Here is a 17,714-nt window from a genome sequence, read left to right as displayed (position 1 = left end):
TTCACAGTACCTCCAGCATTTTCAAAGATGCCAGCCGTTCTTTTAACCGGCTGGCGTTTTCTCTGTTGTTTTGCAATAAGGCCAATAGGTCTCCGCTGTCCCGACAGCATTTCGGCCTTCCCCTTTTTCCCTGCGGCTCATCTTGAGACAGGATGGATTTTGCTGTCTGAAAGTCAGAGGCAGGATCTGTAACGGCATTTGTATCAGACGGCGCTCTCAACCGATACAGGGAAACGGTTTTTCGTATCACTTCTTCCGACAAAACCTCCGCGCCGGATTCAATGGCATGGGTCTGCGCCAGTGCTATCACCTGTGCCAGCACGCCGGAAGGCCGCCGGATATCTCAAAGAGCAGCCCCTCCATCCTGTCTGTCAGCGGCTGATAAAATTGAGTGTACTGCATCTGCCACAAACCGGCCAGCAAATGATAAAATGGTTCCCCGTATTCCAGCGCTCCTATGCGCAGTCCCCGCGTCCTCCTTGCCAAATGCGGTTCTGAATCAAAGAACGCCCCTACCTCCGTCGTACCGACCAAAACAGCGCAAATACCGGTGTCGTTCATCAACTGTACCAAAAAGCGCACCAGTCTTCCATGATTTCCTCCCTTTGTGCTTGCGGACAGTACATTTCGTATCTCGTCGATGATGATAACCCCTATATTATGGGTGATACAAAGCTGAGACAGCTGAGCCACCAGAGCGTCCAGTGTAACAGACTGCCGCCTTCTCACGGCCTTTGCCGCATACTCTGTCCCCAAAATACGGTCTATTTGCAACAGGATATCCGTACACATGGCCTTTACCGAACAGTCGGATGGACACTGCACATTCAGATAATTGATCTGTTTGCAGAAAAACGGACTTCCCTCAAATTCCGTGTGCTCGATTACCTGCGGAAACAGGTTTAAGATCCTCGCAATGGTAGAGGACTTTCCGATTCCGGATATGCCCAGTATCGAGCAGCTCATGGATTGGGTGGAGAAAGTCGTTGTACAGGGTCTCTGATTCCGACCGATGGCATTCTGAATCGCTGTCATCTGGCGGATTGCCTTTACCGAATTCTTTTGTGCATAGGAACCGATCATACCGTTATACAGCAGATTATATATCGTTGGGGCAAAATGGAGCGGATAAAACGCCTCATATATTTTGTTGCAATGGGAAAGCCTTTCTACAGAGGACATTTGCACAGAACGATCCCACGGCGGTATACTGCTCCGAATCTTTTCCATCAGCTCTCCTGCTGTCAGCCTTTTGGGAAGAGACGAGATAAAAGGGTTATCCGGATACGCCGGTACGAAACGGTATTCTGCTTTCATAAAGCTCCTCCATCTTCTTCGCGACTTCTATTTTCCTTCATATTCTCAATAGATTCTTTCGTATTGAGAGACGGATGATGATCTGCTGCATTTTGAGCGATTTCGCGGATGCTTTTTGCACAATCCACTTTATTTTGCACTTTCCTTTTTCTCCATTCATTTTTTAAAGCTCTCTCTTCCTCCAGAAACCGGCATACCTCTGCGTAGGTTGTATTTTCGAATCCGGAAGAAGCGCCTGTCAGGGAAAACGGGATGTATTCCCCGTTCTCGATCAGGTAAACCGTATCCGTGCAAAGCGGGTCGTATGCCACTTTTACAGATTCCCTGCCCTTGATTCCGGCAACTGCGTAACGGGTATGAAAGCGGTCATTGCGGTAGGTCAGATGACGGAATGCAAGCCCTCTTCTTGTTAAAAATCCATCCTCTCGCGGCAAAAGGACGCCGTGTGTTTCGTTGTCTGAAACCGGTATCAGATTCATCAGCCCTTTTTGAGCGTACCAGTCCCATATCTGATTGGCCACCGGCTGGACGTCGTCTGCAGCCATCTCCGATGTCCGTACAAAATGATACTGGACACGTCCTGCGTTGTAGACGATACAATGGATTACGATTTGGGTAAACTCATAGAGCGTCAGGGAAGCCTCCATCCTGTAGTCTGGCGCTCCCCTTTCCTGAAAATCCTCTTCTATCACTCCCTGGCGTTTCAACAGAGGCTTGTACCTTCCCTGTAAAAGGTCGAAGGCTTTTTCCACGCTGCCCTTGAGGTCTGGACGATAAGGCGGCAGTCCGGTAACAGTAATGTCATACCGGGCGCACAGTTCTTCCATGCGCTTTCCCAAAAACTCCATTCCCCTGTCTGTCACCAAGCAGCCCGGCAGCCCGCAGGAAAGCCACTGGTCTTTCGTAACAGCAATACCGTACCGGGCAGCGTACTCCACTTTATCAGACGCCGCGTTTCTGAGACACTCTATGACCGATTCCTCTCCCCATTGCAGCCCCACATACACCCCGGCGATCAACTGCGAGGCAACGTCTACCGCCATATAGATGACCGGCCTTCCGATCACCTGGCTTCGGTCTAATTTTGAAACCAGATAGATATCCGCTTCGGTGGCGTCTATTTCGTATGTCCCGATCGACCTGGCGTAAGAGGCAGACTTTCCATAGAGTGGTCTCATGTTGCGTTGATAGTAGGACAACCCCTGTTGCGAGATTGCTTTTTTGATCGGGTTTTCGTGGGAGTAATAGAAATAGCGGAACTGATAAAAGGTAGGGTATCCTTCTATCAGGCTTCCGTCTGAATGGGTATATTTACTCAGCAAAAGCATTTCATAGGCTCCATTTAACGACATTCTTCTGCCGCTGTAAAAATACCGGTTGATCGCCCATCGGATATTCTTTTGCATTTCGGTCAAGGGCGGATTTGTCTTTTTCCTTTCTGCCGTATACAAGGCGTTCTCACCGCAGGCCAGATATTTATAATACCATTTTTGGACGGTGCGCGGAGACACGTTATTTTTTTCGGAAAAAACGCCTTGTTTTCTACGAATAAATACCATTTTTTCAGAAAATCTATGTTGTTGTCTAATTGAAAAACGACAGAAAAAATATCATTATAAAACCGCAGTTCTATATGCGTTTTTCAGGGGCAACTTTCGGGTTAAATGGCGGGTTGTGGGGCTTGAGACCTTTTTTGCAGAAATAAAAAACACCGGAACCGTCTTTTTGCAGACAATTCCGGTGTTAATTCTTGCTGTTTTTCGATTGATCAAATTGTCGTTTTTGGTCGGACAATTTGCAATTCTGGAACAGAAGGTGACAAAAAGTAAATTATTTCATCATGCTGGCAACTTCGTCGGCAAAGTTGTCCTCTCTCTTCTCAAGGCCTTCGCCTTTTTCGAAGCGGACAAATTTGGTGAGAACCAATTTGCCGCCCAATTCCTTGGCGACGTTCTCCACGTATTTTGCAACAGTGAGCTCGTCGTCTTTGATAAAGGGCTGCTCCAACAGGCAGACTTCTTTGTAGTATTTGGCGATTCTGCCATTGACCATCTTCTCCGCGATAGCGGCGGGTTTGCCCTCGTTGATGGCCTGGGCGGTGAGGATTTCTTTTTCTTTGTCGACAACCTCAGAAGGAACCTCCTCTTTGGAGAGGTACTGAGGAGCCGCAGCGGCAACCTGCATAGCGATGTCCTTGCCGCAGGCAACGAAACCATCTTTATCAGCACAATCAGTGTCAAATTGTACCATGACGCCGATTTTGCCGCCGCCGTGTACGTAAGGAACCAAAGCTCCTTCAAGACGCTCAAAACGGCGGATATTCATGTTCTCGCCGATGACGAGGATTTTCTCGCGGAGAGCCTCGGCAACGGTCATATCGGTGCCGACACATTTCATGTCGTTCAGCGCCTCGATGTCAGCGGGATTTTCTTTGATGATGGTCTGGGCAACGCTGTTTACAAAAGCGACAAAATCAGCGTTTTTCGCAACAAAGTCGGTTTCAGCGTTAACTTCCAGCACAACGCCTACATTGCCTTCCACAACGGAGACAACCAAGCCTTCAGCCGCGATTCTGCCGGATTTTTTCGCAGCGGCAGCCAGTCCTTTTTCACGGAGAAGTTCAATTGCTTTATCCATATCGCCGCCGGATTCAGTCAGGGCTTTTTTACAGTCCATCATGCCGCAGCCAGTTCTTTCACGCAGATTTTTTACATCGCTAGCAGTGAATGCCATAATTTATTCCTCCTAATCTTATCAAAATGCCCGAAGAATCCTCCGGGCATTTTGCAAACATTTCCTCGAAAATTATTCAGCGGCAACTTCTTCAACAGGAGCTTCCGGAGTTGCTTCCGCAACGTCAGCGCTACCCTGACGGCCTTCCATGACAGCACTGGCCATGGCACCTGCAATCAGTTTGACTGCACGGATGGCGTCGTCGTTGCCGGGAATGACGTAATCGACTTCGTCTGGATCACAGTTGGTATCGACGATGGCGACAATCGGGATGTGGAGCTTTCTCGCTTCCGCAACCGCAATTTTCTCTTTCTTGGGGTCTACGATGAACAAAGCGGCAGGCAAAGATTTCATGTTCTTGATACCGCCAATGAATTTTTCCAGTTTCTCGATTTCCAGCTTCAGCTTGATGACTTCTTTCTTGGGAAGCAACTCAAAGGTGCCGTCCTCTTCCATTTTGCGAAGCTGAGCCAGTCTGTCGATTCTGCGGGTGATGGTCTTAAAGTTTGTGAGCATGCCGCCGAGCCAACGGGCGTTGACAAAGTGCATACCGCAGCGTTCCGCTTCTTCTCTGACAGAATCGCCGGCCTGCTTCTTGGTGCCGACAAAGAGAATCTCGCCGCCGTTTTGAGCGGTGTCACGGACAAACATATACGCTTCGTCCAGTTTCTTGACGGTTTTCTGCAGGTCGATGATGTAAATGCCGTTTCTCTCAGTGAAAATGTACGGTGCCATTTTCGGGTTCCATCTTCTGGTCTGGTGACCAAAGTGTACGCCAGCTTCCAAAAGCTGTTTCATAGATACTACTCCCATAGTAGCCCTCCTAAATTTGGTTATTTGGTCAGAGTCTCCCCTGCCATCCTCCGCACAATTATAGCCGCGCTACCAATACAGTTTGGCACCCTGCGCAGTGAAAATGTGCGTGCGTAATGCGTGTAACAGTATAGCAGAATTTGGAGCAAAAGACAAGTTTATTCTTGCTCGTTCATATTTTTTTTACAAATTATATGCCTTTTTGAGGGCTTCTATGCACTGCTCACTGGTCGCGCTGTCTAAAAGCAGTGAAATATCGGTAGCAGACGTGGTGATCATCAAAATATCTGTCTCGCATTCCCGCAGCACGCGGAATACCTCTGCCGCCACGCCGTAACGGTTGGGCATTTCTTCTCCATAGAGGGAAACCTTGACGTTTCCGTTGCTGACAAGCGGCCGAATAGAGGGATTTTTCTGGCTGATCCGCTGAGAGAGCTCCATGATTTTGCCGATGTCCTCGCTGTCCGCTGTAAAGGAAACAGATACGTATTCGCCGGTGAGGGCAGTTTGGGAAATCATATCAACGATGACCCCCTCCTCTTCCAGCGCATCAAAAATCCGGGAAATAAAATCCACTGTAGCAGGAACCTTACTCAATGTCACCAATGCAACATCTTCAGTCGTCGTGATGGCGGTGATTGTCTTCATGTCAAAACCTCCTTAAACCCGTTTGTTACAGCTTATTCATTCTGTAAAGGGAACATTCTTTACAGCAAGTCCGACATACGGTACAGGCCGGGCTTCTGTTGGTTGCTCATAAAAATTGCCGCATTGATGGAGCCGACGGCGAAAATTTCCCGGGACATAGCGGTATGGCCCAGGGTGATGATTTCGTCGTGACCAGCAAATATCACCTCATGCTCGCCCACGATGGTGCCGCCCCGGATGGAAGAGATGCCGATCTCATTTTTCTCCCGTTTTTTACGGACGGAATGCCGGTCGTAGACGTAGACTTCTTTGTTGTCCATGGCCTCGTTGATGGCGTCGGCCAGCATCAGCGCTGTACCACTGGGAGCGTCGACTTTTCGGTTATGGTGCTTCTCGACGATTTCAATGTCGAACTGGTCTCCCAAAAAGGCCGCCGCTTTTTTGGCCAGCTCCGCCAACAGATTGATGCCCAGAGACATATTAAAAGAAAAGAAAATCGGGATTTTTTTAGCGGCTTCCTCAATTTTCTGGATCTGGTCGGGATGATAACCGGTGGTAGCCAGCACGATTGGAACATTTTTCGCAAAAGAGTACTCCAAAAGCCCGTCTAACGAATTGGGATGGGAGTAGTCGATAATGACATCCACTTTTTCCCCACAATCCATGGCATTTTGATAGACTGGAAAATCCGCCTGAGCGTCTGCGTTTACATCAACGCCTGCCACAATACGGCAATCTTCCCGTTCAGCAACACAGGCACGGACTACATGGCCCATTTTACCTTGGCAGCCGCAAAGCAATATATCCTTCATTGAAACAATCCTTTCTTTTAGGAGAGAATCTCCCCTTTTCCCGGGAAATAACCCTTCCAGGTACTCCAAAAGCCTGAAACGACTGTTCCAGGCTTTTGTGATACGCGTTTTTAAGTTACAAAAGCCCGTGGGCCTTCATGGCGTCCATGAGAACTTTTTTACCGCTGTCGTCCATACCGTAAAGGGGCATCCGACAGAAGTTTGCACCGAATCCCATAGCTGCAACCGCCTCTTTGACCGGAATCGGGTTCACATCGACAAAAAGCGCCTGAATCAAATCCAGATAATCAAGCTGGAGTTTCTCCGCTTCTTTGACCTTGCCGTCGAAGTAAAGCTGGCAGATATCGTGAGTCTCCTTGGGGCAGATATTGGCTAGCACCGAGATAACGCCTTTACCGCCCAGGGACAGGATGGGGACAATCATATCGTCGTTTCCAGAATAAACATCCAAATCGTCGCCGCAGAGGTGGCGGATGGAAGCTACCTGGGAGATGTTTCCGCTGGCTTCCTTGATGGCCACAATGTTAGGATGTTTAGCAAGCTCCTTGCAGGTGGCAGGAGTGACGTTTAGGCCCGTGCGGCCTGCCACACTGTAAACGATGACCGGAAGGTCAGTGGCATCGGCGATGGCGTTATAGTGGGCGATGAGGCCCCGCTGAGAGGTTTTGTTATAGTAGGGAGTGACGACCAAAATACCGTCCACACCCAGCGCTTTTGACTCTTTGGCCAGCTTGATGGCGTAAGCTGTCTCGTTGCTGCCCGCCCCAGCGATAACAGGAATACGGCCGTTTACGTGGTTTTGAACAAAACGAATGGATTCGATGTGCTCCTCGTCGTTTAGAGTAGACGATTCGCCGGTAGTACCGCAGACGATGATGGCATCTGCTTTGTTGTCGATCTGCCAGTCAAGCATCCGGCCGTAGTTTTCCCAGTCGATGGAGCCGTCCTGCTTCATGGGAGTGACGACAGCGATGCCGGCTCCGGTAAAAATGGTGTTTTTCATGGGTAATACCCTCCATTGATCGTATCGATATAGTGCCTCACCGGTATTTCCCAGTGAGAACGGGATTCGCAGCCCCGATACGGGGTTGGATGCCCTTTTTCAGGAAATTCCGTCACGCTCTCCGCTTTTCGGGACTCATGACAGTAGTATGCATCGCTTTGACATCTCTTAATCGAGATAACCCTTTGCAGCCAGCAATTCCGCCAGTAAAACCGCACCGCCGGCAGCACCGCGCAGCGTGTTATGGGAAAGGCAGACGAATTTTACATCGTACTGGCTGTCGGGGCGGAGACGTCCCACCGAAACAGCCATGCCGCCTTCCAGTTCCCGGTCCAGCTTCGCCTGAGGACGGTTATCCTCTTCAAAGTAGTGGAGGAACTGTTTGGGAGCGGAAGGGAGACCCGATTCCTGGGCAGGGCCTTTGAACTCGGCCCAAATCTTTTTGATGTCCTCGATTTCAGGCTTTTTCTCAAACTTTGCAAAAACCGCGGCCGTATGTCCGTCGCTGACAGGAACCCGCAGACATTGAGCTGTAATGGAGGGCTCGGTGGCGCTGACGATTTTGCCGCCTTCCACTTTGCCCCAAATTTTCAGAGGCTCCTGCTCGCTTTTTTCCTCTTCCCCACCGATATAGGGGATGATGTTATCGAGGATTTCCGGCATCGTTTCAAACGTTTTGCCCGCGCCGGAGATTGCCTGGTAGGTGCAGGCAAGGGCCGCTTTCAAACCGTAAACTTCTTTTAAGGGATGCAGAGCGGGCACATAACTCTGCAAAGAGCAGTTAGATTTGACCGCCACAAAGCCTCGTTTGGTACCCAGACGTCTCCTTTGGGAGGCAATGACTTCCAAATGGTCTGCGTTGATTTCCGGGATAACCATGGGAACGTCGGGCGTGCCGCGGTGTGCCGAGTTGTTGGACACTACCGGGACTTCCGCTTTGGCGTACATTTCTTCCAGTTTTTTGATTTCGTCTTTCGGCATATCGACAGCACAGAAGACAAAATCCACTTTTTCCTTGATTTTATCAATGTCGGCCGTAGCGTCGTAAAGGACCATATCCGCCATGGAAGCGGGGATTTCTGTTTTCATGGCCCAGCGCTTAGAGACGACTTCACTGTACGGTTTGCCGGCGCTTCTCGAAGAAGCGGCTAAAGCCGTTACGGTAAACCAGGGATGGTTTTCGAGCAGCGTTGCAAAGCGCTGGCCAACCATTCCCGTTGCGCCGATAATTCCCACATTCCATTTTTTCATGATATGACCAATCCTTTCCTATATGACGCCTGCGAACGCAGATGAATGGCGTCCGCGGCAATCTGATATCAAAATCTTTTCCGCAAATTTTCCACGGTATGAAAAAAACCGGTTGAAAACCGGCCTGTCATAGACTATAATAAGAATGTTGCCGTTGTCCGCGGAAATCTCCGCATGGACAAGCCAAAAATTCCGGCAGCGCTCCATCATATCTCTATGACGACAATCCTGCGTCTCTTAAACACAGGCTCAGGCGGACAGCTTTCCCCTCGCTCTCCCCTTCGGCGGCGACCCCTTTTGGCACGTTTCGATGGTTTGGGTAACCTCCCCGTGCCGACTCATGATAACCGCGACCTCTGACCTTCCGCGGCTTTCACCGCGGGAACATATTTATTTGTTGTGTCTATCATAGCATTTTCGGGAAAAGGTGTCAATTCTTTTTTTGTGAAGAAGTGAGCGGTTTTTCTAAAGATTCTGTTTAGATTGCTGTAAAAACGGGACAGATTTCATCAAATCGGGGCAAAATACCCCGAGCCAAATAACAATTAAGCTTTTCATTGAGGTCCAACCCGTCGGCACGATTGAGGATCCCGTATTTACGATGAAGATAAAGGAGATAAACATTTTGAAGACAAGCGACTTTTATTACGACCTCCCAGAGGAGCTTATTGCCCAGACCCCACTTGAAAAACGGGACGATTCGAGGCTCCTCGTTCTCGACCGGCAAACCGGTAAAATCGAGCACCGGCATTTTTATGATATCGGAGATTTTCTCGAGGAAGGCGATCTCTTAGTCGTCAACAACTCCCGTGTCCTCCCTGCCCGGCTTTATGGCGTCAAGAAAGAAACCGGCTCCCATATGGAATTTTTGCTTTTGGAGCAGAAAGAACAAAACCTCTGGGAAGTGCTGGTAAAGCCTGGCAAAAAGGCCAAGCCAGGCGCCCGGTTTGTCTTCGGAGACGGGCTTTTGAGGGCCCAAGTGCTGGAAGTCCTAGACGGCGGCAACCGTTTAGTGGAATTCCAGTGCGAAGAAAATATTTTTTCTGTCCTCGACCAGGTCGGGCAGATGCCCCTCCCCCCCTACATCACTGCGAAACTGGATGACAAAGAGCGGTATCAGACCGTCTATTCCAAGGAGCTGGGTTCGGCGGCGGCGCCCACGGCCGGCCTTCATTTTACCCCGGAGCTGATGGATTCCTTGCGGACGAAAGGGGTCAACATCGCAGAAGTGACCCTCCACGTGGGCCTTGGCACCTTCCGCCCCGTCAAGGTGGATAATGTAGATGAGCACAAAATGCACTCGGAGCACTACCACCTGCCTCGTAAAACTGCCGATCTCATCAACGAGACCAAAAAAAATGGCAAGCGGGTCATCGCCGTAGGCACCACCAGCTGCCGCACGCTGGAAAGCGTGGCATCTTTCGAGGGATGTATCAGAGAATCCGACGGCTGGACAAGCATCTTTATCTACCCACCCTACGAATTCAAGTGTATCGACGGGCTCATTACCAACTTCCACCTGCCTGAAAGCACCCTCATTATGCTGGTGTCGGCGCTGGCAGGCTATGACCACACTATGAACGCCTACAAAGAAGCTGTTAAAGAACGTTACCGGTTTTTTAGCTTTGGCGACGCCATGTTTATTGCGTAAAGGATGCGCGCTCCGGGCAAATAATCAGAAAAACATCCTATCTAAAATACAAAGTGTCTTTTGTCCTGATATTCAAATCTAATGCTGACTCAAATTTCAAAATCTGTAATACATTTGCTATCCGATGTTTATAAAATAGCATCGCTGCGGGCATCAAATGCCCGCAGAATATTTTTTGGAACCATCTTTGATGAATTTTACCGCAAATGTGGTAAAATTGGGCCTATTTCGTATACACTTCATAGTATGCAAAAAGCCGGGGATTTGTAACCTCGGCTTTTTTGTTTACTCTATTTGGCTTTCAAAGTCCACATACCAGTCGGTGTCGTGACCGAAGCAGACGACGAGCCCACTAATCATTTTGAGTTTATTGAGAAAAATGGGCCGAAACAGTTTTACTTCGGTCTTTACCGACGGCTTCTAGAAGCCATTGTCGGCCTTCTTAACGTCATTTCAGCATCTCTTCTAAAAATGCCGGCCTATACCCTTTTTCCGTCAGCCACTGCATGACAAAGCACACCTTTTCCCGAAAATCTGGCTGATAATACGGATAGTCAGGATAAAAATACTGTTCGTGAATCATAACTTCCAAAAAAGTCTCGTTTTCCTTCCCTTTTAAGACATCCTCAAGCTCTGATAAAGGATGGGCGTTGATAATCAGGTCGTTGCGAACAAAAAACATTCCATGTCCTTCGTCGTAACAAAAATGTTTTGTTTGCAGATACGCTTCGGTCTCCTTAGGCAGCGAGTAATCTACCTGCTCTCCATCCTGAGGGCGAAACAGCCCTACAAGCCCTTTGACACCACAGTCTTTCAGCCCGCGGCAGCCATCCGGCGTTACCTTGCAGTAGTGTATTGTTGTAAAAGGAGATAGGACTGTCTGACCTGCAAACCTGCAAATTTCTTTCTGAACAGCAGAGCAGTCGGCAAACAGCTCATCATAGCCGGATTTCTCATAGGGAGACGGCGGATCATTGGCCCGTGCGTGGAAGGAAAGTCGCAGCCACTGTGCGTTTTCCTCCCATTCCTTTTTATAACTGTCCGGCATTTCAGACAGACAAAACCCTTCTGTCTCATAGTAGACATTGAGCTGAATTTTGGTGTGAAACTCTTCATGGATTTGTCTTAGAAAAGACAAATAAGGGTGATCAAAAATAGAATGATACCTGCCGCATGCCAAATCCCGAAAAACCCAGATATTATCATCCAGAGAAAAACGGTAATACTTCATAGATAGTATCCTCCTTCAACCGATTCCACTGCAACAATGGCATTTGACGCTATTTTGGGATTTATATAAAAAAAGGTCTTATTTTTCTGCGTCAGCACCATAAAAACTTTCTCCGAGGTGATTTACATATGAGGTTATGGTTCATTATACTTCCCCTTCCACCTAATTACAAGAAGTGCTTTTTTAATTCCCAACCTCAACATTTTTTCAATGTCAAATCCCCTTTTTTGATTTTCTTTCTTTTGTTTTTCCTTAAAGGTGCTGCATGGATATCAAACGCTTGGGGCTCCAAAGCCCTCTTATAAGCAAAACCGACTGGTCGTTTACCAGCCGGTTCTGCCTGTGAGAGGTTTCAAGATCGTTCTCTCAAGTATAGGAGATGAGGAGATTAGATGATTGCAATTTCAGGCCACTACGAAACACCGATATCCTAATAAGCAGAACTTATCGGAATAACGAAGGTTATTTCACCCAAGCGCCGCTGGCATCTAATGTGTATCCGCCCACGGTGGTGTTTGCTGCCATTTTGCCGCTGGCGCTAAAGTAGTAGCATTTAGCATTTACCCAATTCCAGCCGGTCGCCATGGCTCCGCTGTCTTTCAGGTAATACCAGGTATTTCCCTGCTGCAGCCAGCCGGTCATCATAGCGCCGTTCCCTCTCATATAGTACCAGGTATTGCCTACCTGCACCCAGCCGGAGTTTGCCATGCCTCCCCAACTGTAGAGGTAGTACCAAGCGCCTCCTTCTTTGAGCCAGCCCGTCTGCATGATGCCGTCTGCGTTCAGGAAGTACCAGGTGTTGCCCAGTTTGAGCCAGCCTGTCGCCATCACGCCGTCGGATTTCAGATAGTACCACTTGTTATCGACTTTCTGCCAGCCGGTAGCCCGGATGCCTTCTTCATTCAGATAGTAGGTCTTGCCGCCTACCTTGACGAAACCGGTAACGTACTCGCCGTCAGCGTCTTTGAGCTTGTAGCCGTCTTCCGTCTCTTCCCAGGTGTATTTGTCATCGCCAGTGGGAGGAGTTTCGGGATCCGGTTTATCATCGGGTTTCGGGGTAACGCTTCCGCCTCCGCCGGAACCAGAGCCGCCGCCTGTAGATCCGCCAACGGAGCCGCCGCTGGAAACTTCATCGTCTCGGAACAGTCCGCCCCAATCGGGGTCAATCGGGAACTGACTCATCTCGAGGTATTCCTTTGGCGTATAAGTGCCCTTCATTACCTGATAAGCGTACTCATAGATGGTACGGATGGTATCATTGCCGGAATAAGCCGCATTGACGAGAGGCATATCATAATACCAGTCCCGATGCTTTCCGGGGCCGTCGTAGCCGTATTCCGCCGCACTGTTCAGATAATCCAGCCAAACATTATACTTGACGGGATTGCTGGAAGCTTCGCCATCCACTTCAAACTCAGGGCCGAGGTTAAAGAATTTGATGATTCTGCTATGAGTTCCCATCAAGGGGTTTCCATCTTTAACCGGCTGGGACATGGCTTGTTCCGTATAAGGAGAGTTAAAGAAGTGATTGGGCTGCATGGTCGCGCCATCGAATCCTAAATCCTTCCATTTGTTATAGCCGGAAGAGACCCAATAGGGAATCCAATAAGTTTTGTAACCTCGATTGTGAACCTCATCGTTAAAACTCATGATGTGTTGTTCACTTTCCGCGCTGCTGGCGCCTTCCGACAGCCAGTAAAAGCCCAGAAAATCAATATATTGGTAATCAGCGGATTCAAAACGCTCAATTGCTTCGCTCAGCCACCAGTCCAAAGCGTATTTCCGGTCTTCTTCTTTGGACAGATCCAAATCGCGTTTTCCATCCAGAGAACCAAACTTGGAGCTTACAGATTCGAATCCAGGGAACATCACGATCAGTTTGACCTTGTAATTGGGGTCATTAAGCTCCTGAGAAGCCTGTTGTGCCGCCTGGTTGAGGGCATCCACGTCTCCGTTCGGGTCAAATGTTTTATCCATATACCAGTTCCAGTCTACAGCATTGGCCCCTTCGCGGGAGGGATCCTGGAAATGGCGTCCGGAACGAGCTTTCAACCCCAACAGCAATACCGTATCAAACATGGTATCCACCGCTTTGTTGTTCTGATCAATATAAGTCAGCAACGGACGGTATTTAAAGGAGGTCTTATCCCCTACGGCAGTTCCGCCTTGGGCGTCGTAGCCGTACCAGCCGTTGTAGCAGAGGATCATGTCCCCTACGCCACCGGCCTCTTCTTTTGTCTGGTAAGTACCGCCGACTTTGTTGGTTCCGGTGGGATAAACAGCGCCAGACTGAATCTGATCGTAGCCACGCACTGTAATCTCATCTAGGAACAGCCAGGTAGGTACAAATATATCCAAACGGACATATTGGGCCGCAATGGTATCAGCGTTCGGCATCAGGTCCTCTACTTCGATGCCATTGGTGGACATATTGTCGATGTGCCAACCATAGGTATATACGCCATCAGCCACACTGCGGCCAGCCAGATGGGTCTGGGTAATCTGGGTCCAGTTTTCCCCGTCATTGGAAACAAAGAGATTCATCCAATGGGAAACACGAACCGCCGCGCCTGTGTTGACAACAGTATTGAAGGAAATGGATTTTATAGATTTCTCTGCTCCCAGATCCAATACAACCGTTCTGAAAGGCTGTTGGCTACGTCTCACATCACTGGGATCAACGCTCAGGGGATCTGATGAATTGAAACCAACCCACTTGCCATCGCTAAAACTTTTGCTTCCCTTGAGGCCGTCAGTGAGCTTTTTCATACTGGAATCAGAATAAGAATTTTCTCTTCCCTCAGGGAGGAAGGTATAGGGAGCACCTTCTGCCACGTTGCGGGTACCGTCCTCAGCGAGGATATAGGGTATGCCGGCATTAGAGCATTGGCCGAATTTACCCATGGCCTTCACTTCGTCGAGATAGACGTAGCTGCCGCCTGCCGGTACATCGAATTCTATCCGGATATAACGGATATATATGGCCTCAGCCGCATCAGCAAGCGAATTAGTGAAACTCTGTTCCGAAACGTCGCACACCATGGATAGATTGGTTCCATCTGCCGGGAGGGTATTGTCAAAGGTTTTAAGCTGGAGCCAATCTTGCCCGTTGTAAGAGACTACTATTTTAAGGTTCTGCGGGATGGTAAGCTGATGAGCCTTATCCTGTCTGGTGCTCACAATAATGTCGGACACTGAAACCTGCGTCATCAGGTCAAAGTTCATGGTGACATGGCCAGGCTGGTTCAAGCCCATCCAGTTGGTGTCGTACTTGGTGTAGGTAACGCCGTATTTTCCATCGGTCAGCAGGCCGGACAGATTGTTCATTGCCGGCTTCTGAGAAATGGTGTAGCCCTTGTTCCCGCGCAAAAGGTTCAACTCTTGACCATAATCCGGGTTTTCATTGGCGTCGGGATTAGGATCAGCGGTTGCCAACACTTCAATCTCGTCCAGGAACAGCCAGGTGGGAGCACTCAGATGGACACGCACATACCGGCCCGAAACAGGTTCTTCAGCCGTGGCGATATAGCGGTGAACCCCGTCGGCTCCATAATCTACCTCATCATCCGACAAAACGGTCCACTTCTGGGCATCGGACGAGTACTCCACTTTAGCGCCTGTAATCGCCGAAATGCCAGGAGATTTCTCCCTTAAATTTCCCACCTTGACCTGCTCAAAGCTCTGGACTGAGCCCAAGTCCACGGTGATATAAAAATCGTCGAGTCCCAGGTTTGCGCCGTCCTTCATATGAAAGGCAGCCCACTCTGAATCGGTATACACCGACCGGGCTCTTTTGCCGTTGGTCAATTCGTTGTTGTCATCAGGGTAAGTGGAATTAACAGGCCAAGCTGGCGTATAAGGACGGCCATAAGCCAAATTGTTGGGGTCAACGGTCACATCGGGATCCTCGGGGGACACGATTGCCGTTTTCAGTTTCAGCACGATCAGTTCATCCACCGCAATAGGTCCGCTGTTGGGCACTGTCAGCCGAACATAGCGGGCAGTGGCCGGCTGCGCGGGGACAATCTGTACGCGAGCGACCTCGGTATCCTCCGCAGACGGCGTTCCCAGGTTTCTCTGGCCCAGCAGCGTCCAGTTGGATTTATCGTTGGAGCATTCCATCTTAACCCACTCAGGCCATCTCGCTTCGCCCTCCAGGTAGTTTATGAGGTTCACGTCTACCTGCTCGAAAGTCGTGGGCTCCTCCAGGTCGACGACCACTTCCAAATTGCCGCTGGACGCCGGGTAGTTGACCCATTTATTGCCCAGTTCGTCGCCCAGTATGCCATCGGTCAGCGCAGTCAGGTCAGGGTCATCGGCAGACTGTTTGTTGACAGTATAGGATTTTTCCCAGGAGAGCATGTTCTCCTTTTCAGGGGGAACATAGCTGCCAGTGGCAAATACGCTGTCTGGTTCCCTGCCGTCCGGTTCACTGAGAAGTTCAATTTCATCCAGACCGACCCAGTTATCTTTTATATTAAAATATACATGGATCTTCACATACCTGGCGGTCACCTTAGCGCCATTGCTCTTATAGATGTATTCGTAGATGTTGGGAGCATCCGCGGGCGTCTCCACATCATGGATCAGCTTCCACTTGATTTCGGATCCGGTGCTGTTGGAAACAAAAACCTGGAAGCGGCTGGGCTTGCCGATACCGGACGCTCCGCCCAGGGTACTCAGGTTCAGCTGTTCAAACTGCTTAGACTCTCCCAAATCAAAGGTAAAATCGGCGTAACTCAGTTTTCCTATATTCCGATTATAGTATCCGGTACGAATACTACTGATGTTTCCGCCCGATTTCAAGCCGTCGGTCAGAATATTTTCTGCCGGTGTCCCAACGTCTCGTTCTATGTAGTTGCCTTTACCCAAATTGGCGTCGCCATAGGTCATAGCAGTGGTAAAGGGAATGCCCTGCAGCAAATTGTTGCCGGAACTTTCCACCACCACCAAAGAACAAGTTCGGCTGGTCACCGTTTCAAAGCGTTCACCCTTGGTGTTGGTCACTACTACGTGATATGCGCCAGCATCCTCTTCTGTGGCGTCGGAAATCACCAAGTCGGGAGAATTCACTCCCTCGATCTTTTGGTCGTCTTTATACCAGTCGTAGGTAATGACTCCCTCACCGTATTCCATGGGCTTCATGGCAACAGACAAAGTCGTCGTTCCACCTACTGCAACCGAAGTCTCCTGACCCAGATCTTTTTCCAGAACCGGTACAGTAGGAATCGACTCATCAACGGGGCCCCACAGCTCGATTTCATCGTAGAAGAGCCATCCGCCGCCCATGCCTTTAAAGGCAAAACGGACCTGGGAAGCGGTAACATCCACTTCATGCTCATCTCTATAGGTTCCAAAACCTTTTCCGGGACCATCTTTATCCTCTCCGGTAAAATGAGAGGAATTGGTCCAGGCTAAAGCGGAGACCCAGTCTCCCTTCTCCTCGTCGAAATACTCAAAAGAGATTTCCGGGCAAGGGACAATAGCGTAACTTTTCTTTTCAAACCCGGAAAGGACGATGCGGGTCAAGTCCATTTCCTCACCGAAATCAAAAGTGATATAGCCAGTGTTAATCGACTTTGGGGTAAAACCAAACAGCTTATTGCAGTAGGTGTCCTCTGCATATATGCCGTCGGTCAGTTTGGTGTTGTTGGGGTCACTGTACTCGTGGATATTCCCCACCACGGACGTATACGTCGCCTTCGGCGCGTAGTTGGCCTCAATAGCCGAGGACGCAGCGGTAACGTCTCCACCGCCCATGATTCCGACTGGCAAGCTGCTTATGGCAAAGGTGACTGCCAACACAAAGCATAACCCGGAAGTTAATCGCCGCTTGACAAACTTCGCAAACATTGTAATTTCTCCTTTCTCCTTCTAACTGATTTAATAAATAAAAATCTCCTACCCTGACTCATCATCTCCATGGGTTAATTTCATTATAGTGAATATTTTTTTAATCAAAATAGTCCATTTTCTACTTTTGTGGTTTTATTTTGATGCTTTGCGCATAATCTTCACTTTTTTGGAATTATTTTACACCTTTTATATCATCATTTATTAGTGCGATCTAGTAAGGCCCCTTGACTTTAACATTTGCAGTTCAGAAAGAACCTTTCGCTATTCTAGCGTCCTTTTTTCCAACTGCCTGATTCTATGACAAGGCTTTCCTTATTGAAAGTACTACTGGACCACCGGTTTGTTGACTGGGTAAAGCATATACGCTGCATCGATTTTAGAACCCTCGCAACTTTCTCC

General features: G+C 49.1%; 12 protein-coding genes and 1 riboswitch. Of the genes, 1 reads left to right on the top strand and 11 read right to left on the bottom strand.

Translation table 11 applies throughout. The features are described 5' to 3' along the window. Position 1: 1 nt before the first annotated feature. The 9 genes from H8710_RS03750 to asd all read right to left on the bottom strand — a co-directional run bounded on the left by H8710_RS03750 (position 2) and on the right by asd (position 8,577). Entirely contained in the window at positions 2 to 322 is a 321-nt protein-coding gene (locus tag H8710_RS03750; protein WP_249294060.1) for a hypothetical protein, read from the bottom strand. Beyond that, on the bottom strand, positions 307 to 1,317 hold the full coding sequence (locus tag H8710_RS03745) for an ATP-binding protein (protein WP_249294059.1): 1,011 nt from the start codon (positions 1,315 to 1,317) through the stop codon (positions 307 to 309). Before H8710_RS03745 ends, H8710_RS03750 begins: the two co-directional genes overlap by 16 nt. Continuing rightward, positions 1,314 to 2,723: an integrase catalytic domain-containing protein gene (locus tag H8710_RS03740; RefSeq protein WP_249294711.1), complete on the bottom strand. Its 1,410-nt coding sequence runs from the start codon at positions 2,721 to 2,723 to the stop codon at positions 1,314 to 1,316. The genes H8710_RS03745 and H8710_RS03740 overlap by 4 nt, the downstream gene beginning before the upstream one ends. A 424-nt stretch (positions 2,724 to 3,147) precedes the next feature. Further along, entirely contained in the window at positions 3,148 to 4,050 is a 903-nt protein-coding gene (gene tsf / locus H8710_RS03735; RefSeq protein ID WP_249294058.1) for a translation elongation factor Ts, read from the bottom strand. 72 nt (positions 4,051 to 4,122) lie between these two features. Then, positions 4,123 to 4,863 carry a 30S ribosomal protein S2 gene (rpsB, locus tag H8710_RS03730; RefSeq protein ID WP_249294057.1) on the bottom strand — a complete coding sequence of 247 codons (741 nt, stop codon included), beginning with the start codon at positions 4,861 to 4,863 and terminating at the stop codon, positions 4,123 to 4,125. Between the two features lie 183 nt (positions 4,864 to 5,046). After that, positions 5,047 to 5,511, bottom strand: a complete 465-nt coding sequence (locus tag H8710_RS03725) for an ACT domain-containing protein (RefSeq protein ID WP_249294056.1) — start codon at positions 5,509 to 5,511, stop codon at positions 5,047 to 5,049. A gap of 59 nt (positions 5,512 to 5,570) precedes the next feature. Beyond that, complete coding sequence (dapB, locus tag H8710_RS03720; RefSeq protein WP_249294055.1) at positions 5,571 to 6,323, bottom strand: 4-hydroxy-tetrahydrodipicolinate reductase; 753 nt, start codon at positions 6,321 to 6,323, stop codon at positions 5,571 to 5,573. A 115-nt stretch (positions 6,324 to 6,438) separates the two neighbouring features. Continuing rightward, positions 6,439 to 7,326, bottom strand: a complete 888-nt coding sequence (gene dapA, locus H8710_RS03715) for a 4-hydroxy-tetrahydrodipicolinate synthase (RefSeq protein ID WP_249294054.1) — start codon at positions 7,324 to 7,326, stop codon at positions 6,439 to 6,441. Positions 7,327 to 7,494: 168 nt separating this feature from the next. After that, complete coding sequence (gene asd / locus H8710_RS03710; protein ID WP_249294053.1) at positions 7,495 to 8,577, bottom strand: aspartate-semialdehyde dehydrogenase; 1,083 nt, start codon at positions 8,575 to 8,577, stop codon at positions 7,495 to 7,497. 188 nt (positions 8,578 to 8,765) lie between these two features. After that, a riboswitch (Lysine riboswitch) is annotated at positions 8,766 to 8,944 on the bottom strand. A 258-nt stretch (positions 8,945 to 9,202) separates the two neighbouring features. On the opposite strand from asd, the gene queA reads away from it, so the two are divergent. Then, entirely contained in the window at positions 9,203 to 10,228 is a 1,026-nt protein-coding gene (queA, locus tag H8710_RS03705) for a tRNA preQ1(34) S-adenosylmethionine ribosyltransferase-isomerase QueA (protein ID WP_283242760.1), read from the top strand. Positions 10,229 to 10,676: 448 nt separating this feature from the next. Here queA and H8710_RS03700 read toward each other — a convergent pair whose 3' ends face one another. Next, positions 10,677 to 11,459, bottom strand: a complete 783-nt coding sequence (locus H8710_RS03700; protein WP_249294051.1) for a hypothetical protein — start codon at positions 11,457 to 11,459, stop codon at positions 10,677 to 10,679. 462 nt (positions 11,460 to 11,921) lie between these two features. After that, positions 11,922 to 17,312, bottom strand: coding sequence for a DUF4855 domain-containing protein (locus tag H8710_RS03695; protein ID WP_249294050.1), 5,391 nt, complete (start codon positions 17,310 to 17,312; stop codon positions 11,922 to 11,924). Positions 17,313 to 17,714: the final 402 nt, after the last annotated feature.

It is taken from the genome of Fumia xinanensis (genome assembly GCF_014384905.1).
Taxonomy (GTDB): Bacteria; Bacillota; Clostridia; order Oscillospirales; family Ruminococcaceae; genus Fumia; species Fumia xinanensis.
The sequence above is the reverse complement of the archived record's forward strand: the minus strand, read 5'-3'. Positions and strand labels throughout refer to the sequence as shown.

Coding starts and splice junctions, on each gene's coding strand:
- H8710_RS03695 (WP_249294050.1), bottom strand. CDS start 17,312: ATGTTTGCGAAGTTTGTCAAGCGGCGATTAACTTCCGGGTTATGCTTT.
- tsf (WP_249294058.1), bottom strand. CDS start 4,050: ATGGCATTCACTGCTAGCGATGTAAAAAATCTGCGTGAAAGAACTGGC.
- H8710_RS03740 (WP_249294711.1), bottom strand. CDS start 2,723: ATGCAAAAGAATATCCGATGGGCGATCAACCGGTATTTTTACAGCGGC.
- dapA (WP_249294054.1), bottom strand. CDS start 7,326: ATGAAAAACACCATTTTTACCGGAGCCGGCATCGCTGTCGTCACTCCC.
- rpsB (WP_249294057.1), bottom strand. CDS start 4,863: ATGGGAGTAGTATCTATGAAACAGCTTTTGGAAGCTGGCGTACACTTT.
- H8710_RS03745 (WP_249294059.1), bottom strand. CDS start 1,317: ATGAAAGCAGAATACCGTTTCGTACCGGCGTATCCGGATAACCCTTTT.
- asd (WP_249294053.1), bottom strand. CDS start 8,577: ATGAAAAAATGGAATGTGGGAATTATCGGCGCAACGGGAATGGTTGGC.
- H8710_RS03700 (WP_249294051.1), bottom strand. CDS start 11,459: ATGAAGTATTACCGTTTTTCTCTGGATGATAATATCTGGGTTTTTCGG.
- H8710_RS03725 (WP_249294056.1), bottom strand. CDS start 5,511: ATGAAGACAATCACCGCCATCACGACGACTGAAGATGTTGCATTGGTG.
- dapB (WP_249294055.1), bottom strand. CDS start 6,323: ATGAAGGATATATTGCTTTGCGGCTGCCAAGGTAAAATGGGCCATGTA.